Origin of the sequence: Mesorhizobium sp. M4A.F.Ca.ET.020.02.1.1 (genome assembly GCF_004022645.1) — a bacterium.
GTDB lineage: Bacteria > Pseudomonadota > Alphaproteobacteria > Rhizobiales > Rhizobiaceae > Mesorhizobium.
Window position 1 is genome coordinate 1 of the sequence record NZ_RZOI01000385.1, and the last position, 5,701, is coordinate 5,701.

The 5,701-nt window shown below is 63.6% G+C and carries 5 protein-coding genes and 1 pseudogene; 4 read left to right on the forward strand and 2 right to left on the reverse strand.

Translation table 11 applies throughout. The features are described 5' to 3' along the window. Positions 1 to 875 (forward strand): aldehyde dehydrogenase family protein (locus EN742_RS21810; protein ID WP_245492374.1); only part of this gene is annotated, 875 nt, incomplete at its 5' end. Here EN742_RS21810 and EN742_RS21815 read toward each other — a convergent pair. Both EN742_RS21815 and EN742_RS21820 read right to left on the reverse strand, forming a co-directional pair. Continuing rightward, positions 808 to 1,215: pseudogene (locus EN742_RS21815) on the reverse strand (bifunctional aldolase/short-chain dehydrogenase); the annotation flags it as partial. The gene EN742_RS21810 and the pseudogene EN742_RS21815 overlap by 68 nt on opposite strands. A gap of 91 nt (positions 1,216 to 1,306) precedes the next feature. Further along, positions 1,307 to 2,272, reverse strand: a complete 966-nt coding sequence (locus tag EN742_RS21820) for a sugar-binding transcriptional regulator (protein ID WP_127407074.1) — start codon at positions 2,270 to 2,272, stop codon at positions 1,307 to 1,309. A gap of 202 nt (positions 2,273 to 2,474) precedes the next feature. On the opposite strand from EN742_RS21820, the gene EN742_RS21825 reads away from it, so the two are divergent. The 3 genes from EN742_RS21825 to EN742_RS21835 form a co-directional block, all read left to right on the forward strand. Continuing rightward, positions 2,475 to 4,115 (forward strand): acyl-CoA synthetase, encoded by a 1,641-nt coding sequence (locus EN742_RS21825; RefSeq protein ID WP_128333261.1) that lies wholly within the window; start codon positions 2,475 to 2,477, stop codon positions 4,113 to 4,115. Positions 4,116 to 4,485: 370 nt separating this feature from the next. Next, positions 4,486 to 5,091 (forward strand): TetR family transcriptional regulator, encoded by a 606-nt coding sequence (locus EN742_RS21830; protein WP_127405676.1) that lies wholly within the window; start codon positions 4,486 to 4,488, stop codon positions 5,089 to 5,091. Between the two features lie 54 nt (positions 5,092 to 5,145). Continuing rightward, positions 5,146 to 5,701, forward strand: a 556-nt coding sequence (locus EN742_RS21835) for an efflux RND transporter periplasmic adaptor subunit (protein ID WP_128333262.1), incomplete at its 3' end; no start/stop codon positions are given.

Sequence of the window (5,701 nt, forward strand, 5' to 3'; positions counted from 1 at the left end):
ATTGGGAAGAGATCGCGCTTTCCGATACGACGGATATGGGCATGCCGATCACGCGCACGCTGGCCAACAGGACCCGCGTGCTCGGCATGTTGCGCTTCTATGCCGGCATGGCCACCTCCATTCACGGGCAGACGATCGGCAACTCGCTGCCCGGCGAGATCGTGTCCTACACCCGCAAGGAACCGGTCGGCGTCGTTGGCGCGATCATTCCCTGGAACGCGCCTGCCGCCGCCTCGATCTGGAAAATCGGCCCGGCGCTCGCCACCGGCTGCACCATCGTGCTGAAGCCCTCGGAAGAGGCGCCGCTGACGCCGCTGCTGATCGCCGAGATCATGCTGGAAGCGGGCCTGCCGGAGGGCGTTGTCAACGTCGTCACCGGCACCGGCGCCGAGGCCGGCGCGCCGCTGGCCTCGCATATGGATGTCGATAAGGTGGTCTTCACCGGCTCCACCGCGACTGGCCAAAGCATCCTGCGCGCCTCGGCCTCCAACATGAAGCGCGTTTCGCTGGAGCTTGGCGGCAAGTCGCCGGTGATCGTCTGCGCCGACGCCGACATCGAGCGCGCCGTGCCGGTGGCGGCGATGTCGGTCTTCGCCAATTCCGGCCAGATCTGCATCGCCGGCTCGCGGCTCTTCGTCGAGCAGCCGATCTATGAGGAGTTCGTCGAGCGGGTCGCCGCCCATGCGGCAAAGCTCAGGATCGGCGACGGCGCCGATCCGGCAACCGAGATCGGGCCGCTGATCTCTCCCCGTCAGCTCGAGCGCGTCACCGGCTTCATCGCGGACGGCGTGCGGCAGGGCGCTAGGCGAATTTGTGCGGCAGGAAGGCGTGCAGCAGCGTTTCGACCGAGGGATTGGGCGAGCCGGGGTCGATGAGGTTGGCGCGCTGCAGCGCCACCATGTCTTCGTCGGAGAGCCTCTCCAGCGCGCGCGCCTTGAGCAGCGCGCCCATCTTAACCGCCGGCAGGCCTTGCGGCTCGATGACGGCCATGTCCCAGCCGCTGCCCTTGACGCAGAGCACGTCCCACTCGTCGCCGATGAGATCCGTGGCTTTGATCTTGCACGACGTGTTGCCGCCGCCATGCAGCACCAGCCGCGGCTCGCCGCCGAGCAGCCGGGTCGTATAGACGCGCAGCGCGAGGTCGCGGCCGACGCCCTTCTTGGCATAGTCGGCAACCATCTTTTCCGCGTCGCCGTCATTCCACAGGTTCTTCATTTCGCTTCGTCCGCTTTCATGTCTTTGATTGCTGTGAACAGGAATGCCGCGACGCTTTGATGACAATGCGCCGGCGGCGAGGATTGTTTGTCTAGGAAGCCTTCTTGGTCACCGCTCGGGCATGGTCCAGCAGCCGCTGCGCCATGCGCGCGCCGACCACCAGATGCGTGCAGAGTCCGCCGGCGAGCGCGGCAAGCAGCGGCTCGAATTTGCTGTCCTCCTGCACCACCATCAGCCGCTTTTCGATGGCGCCGAGCGAGCCGAGCTCGGCGGAGATGACCCGGCGGTTGTAGCTGCAGTCGAGCGCCTTGCCGCCGGCGTCGATGATCTGTCCGGCGATCACGCCGGCGGCGCCGGCGTTGCGCAGCACTTCCATTTCGCTCACCGTCAGCGCGCCACATTTGACGACATGGCTGTCGGCGTCGACGGTGCCGACGGAAAACAGCGCGAGGCTGCAATCGCTGATGCCTGCCAGTTGTTCGCGGATCACAGGCTCGGCGCGCAGGGCCCGCGCCAGCTCTTCCGTCGACAGCACCAGCGGCGCGTAGAAGTTCAGCCCCTTGGCATTGAGCCGCCGCGCGATCTCCATCGTGCACTGGTCGGGCCGGTAGGAGTAGGGCGCGCCGAGGTTGCCGCAGAGCTGCACCACGGTCACGTCCTGCAGGTCGGCGAAGGACATGATGTCGGCGATGGTGTAGACGGTGCGGCCCCAAGCGACGCCGATGCGGTCGCCCTTTTTCACCAGCTCGAGAAAGACGCTGGCCGCCAGCACCGCGATGTCGGTCGACGGATCGACGACATAGGCGTTTTCCGGCGCGATCCAGACGGCGTCGAGCTCCAGCGCGTCTTCCAGCTTCCGCGCCATGACGTCATCGGTGAACAGCTGGGTCGAGGTCGAGATGTTGACGATGCCGGTCTCGCGCGCCTTGCGCAGATACATGGCGACCGACGCGCGTGAAATCTTCAGCTGGTTCGCCACTTCGTCCTGGCGCATGCCATGCGCATAGTAAAGCCAGGCGGCCTTGTGGATAAGCTGTTCTGCCGGTCGGATTGCCATGCCATCTCCTCGCTGACATTATTCACGGCTCTCGACAAAAGTCAAACCGAGTGGAGGTATGCGTTTCCCTTTCGCCGGCTGAATCTAGATCACCATTGTGCCAAATGCCCCCTGTCGTGGCATCGTTGGTGGTGACGAGGCGCGGAGCCTGTGATTAGAAGTCGATCATGCAACATTACAGCTTGCGCAGCGGGAGGACGGGATGAGCAATCCCTATGAACAGGATCTCGACAGGAACGCCGCCAACCATCAGCCGCTGACGCCGCTCACCTATCTTGAGCGAGCGGCAAAAACCTATCCCGATCATGTCGCCATCATCCATGGCAATCAGCGCATCACCTATCGCGATTTCTGGCGGCGCTCGCTGAGACTCGCTTCGGCGCTGGCCAAGCGCGGCATCGGCAAGGGCGATACGGTGACGGTGATGCTGTCGAACACGCCACCGATGCTGGAGGCGCATTTCGGCGTGCCGATGACCAGGGCGGTGCTGCATTCGCTGAACACGAGGCTCGACGCCGCCGTCATTGCATTCCAACTCGACCACGCCGAGACCAAGGTCCTGATCGTCGATCGCGAATTCTCCGGCGTGGTCAGCCAGGCGTTGGCATTGGCCAAGGCCAAGCCATTGGTCATCGATTATGACGATCCCGATTACGCCGCCGACGCGCCCTATCCGAAGGGCGAGCGGATCGGCACGCTCGACTATGAGGAGTTCGTCGCGGGCGGCGATGAGGCTTTCGCCTGGTCGATGCCGGATGACGAGTGGGACGCCATCTCGCTCAACTACACATCGGGCACCACGGGCAATCCCAAAGGCGTCGTCTACCACCATCGCGGCGCAGCGCTGATGGCCTACACCAACACCATCCATGCCGGCATGGCCAAGCACGCGGTCTATCTGTGGACGCTGCCGATGTTCCACTGCAACGGCTGGTGTTTCCCGTGGACGCTGGCCGTTCAGGCCGGCACCCATGTCTGCCTGCGCTGGGTGCGGCCGAAGCCGATCTACGACGCCATTGCCGATCACGGCGTCACCCATCTGTGCGGCGCGCCGATCGTGATGTCGGTGCTGATCAACGCCAGGGAGGAGGACAAGCGGCAGTTTCCGCAAACCGTCACCTTCAACACGGCGGCCGCGCCGCCGCCGGAGGCCGTGCTGTCAGGCATGGCCGATGCCGGCTTCGCCGTCACCCATCTCTACGGCCTGACCGAGACCTACGGGCCGGCTGTCGTCAACGAATGGCACAATGAGTGGGACGAGCTGGAGAAGGGACCGCGCACGGCGAAGAAGGCGCGCCAGGGCGTGCGCTATGCTTCGCTCGAAGGCCTGACGGTGATGGATCCCCAGACGATGACGGAAACCCCGGCCGACGGCGAGACCATCGGCGAGGTCATGTTCCGCGGCAACATCGTCATGAAGGGCTATCTGAAGAACATGAAGGCGACTGACGAGGCCTTCGCCGGCGGCTGGTTCCACTCAGGCGATCTCGGCGTCATGCATCCGGACGGCTACATCCAGCTCAAGGATCGCTCCAAGGACATCATCATTTCCGGCGGCGAGAACATCTCCTCGATCGAGGTCGAGGACGCGCTCTACAAACATGCCGCCGTCGCCTCCTGCGGCGTCGTTGCGAAGTCCGATGACAAATGGGGCGAGGTGCCGGTCGCCTATGTCGAGCTGAAGCCCGGCAAGAGCGCGACCGAGGCCGAGATCATCGACCATTGCCGCACTTTGATCGCCCGCTTCAAGGTGCCGAAGGCAGTGGTGTTTACGGAAATCCCGAAGACATCGACCGGGAAGATTCAGAAGTTCCGGCTGCGGGAAATGGCGAAGGGCCTCTGAGTTCGTCATCCTAGGGTGAAGCAGTCGCGGAGCGACGTTGCGGAAACCCTGGGTCCATGCCGTGACCTTGCGGCCGTGCTCCGGCGGTCGAGAATAGCCCTGCACGAATGGCGCCGCTGGCAAGCTAACTGCTTGATCCGACTTTATTCTTTGGCCGACGTCACGGCATTGATCCCAGGGTCTGCGCCGCGTCGCTTCGCTCCTTGCTTCGCATAGGAAGACGAACTCATTCGTCGGGTCCAACCTTTCCTCACTGTCACCATCTGTCACCAATTATACGCGTACGTCGAATCCGCGTTGACATCGCGCTCGTTTCGATTTACGAGTGACGAAAATTGAAATTCGTCACTCGTTATTTGACAGAGAGCTAATGTCCGAAGCCGCCAACATCGTGGCCGACCCCGCCCGCCAGGAAAATGTGACGCGCATCCTCGATTGCGCCGAACGCCTGTTCCGGCACTACGGCTACGGCAAGACCAATGTCGCCGACATCGCCCGCGAGCTCGGCATGTCGCCGGCCAACATCTATCGTTTCTTTGCCTCCAAGGTCGAAATCCACCAGGCCGTCTGCGGCCGCATGCTCGGCGCCAGCTACAAGATGGCCTACGAGATTTCGCGCTTGCCGCTCAGCGCCGAGGAGCGGCTGCGCCGCTACGTGCATGCGCAGTACAAGATGACCATGGAAGTCATGCTCGATGACCAGAAGGTGCATGAGATGGTCATCGTCGCGCTCGAGCGCGACTGGGGTGTCATCGACAAGCATGTCGACAGCATCCACGATCTGTTCGCCGAGGTGATCCGCCAGGGCATCGAAGCCGGCGAGTTCAGGGACCAGGATCCGGTGGTCGCGTCGCGCTGCTTCGGCGCCGCTACCGTCATCCTTTGCCATCCGCAGATGGTGGCGCAGTGCCTTGCCAAGACCAACCGGGCGATGCCCGACGATCTCATCGATTACGCGATCCGAGCCTTGAAATAGCCGCCGCCCGCCGGGCGCCGGTCGACAAGTTTATCTCCAGTCAGGAGTGCTAAGGTGTCTTTGTCCAATTCCATCATCCGCGGGCTGCCGGTCGCCGGCCTGATCGTCGCCGCTCTCGGGCTCGCCGGCTGCAGCCAAGAGAAGGCCGAGGTCAAGGAGATCATCCGGCCAGTCAAGGTGGTCGAGATCGGTGAGGCCCAGACCACCCGCGAGCTCGACTATTCCGGCTCGGTGCGCGCCCGCACCGAGATGAACCTCGGCTTCCGCGTCGCCGGCAAGGTCACCGAGCGCCTCGTCGATATCGGCCAGCATGTGAATTCGGGCGACGTGCTCGCCCGCATCGATCCCTCCGACTACGATTTGTCGGTCAGGAGCGCGGCGGCGAGCCTCGATGCCGCCGAGCGGCAGGTCGAAACGGTGGATCTGGCAAAGAAGCGCGCCGAGCAGCTCTACGCCAAGAGCTTCGCCTCGAAGTCGCAGCTCGATCAGGCGACGCTGACCTATGCTCAGGCCGTGGCGACGCGTGACGCTGCCCGCTCGACGCTTGCCCAGGCGAAGAATCAGGTCGGCTACACCGATCTCAAGGCGAACGAGGATGGCATTGTCACCG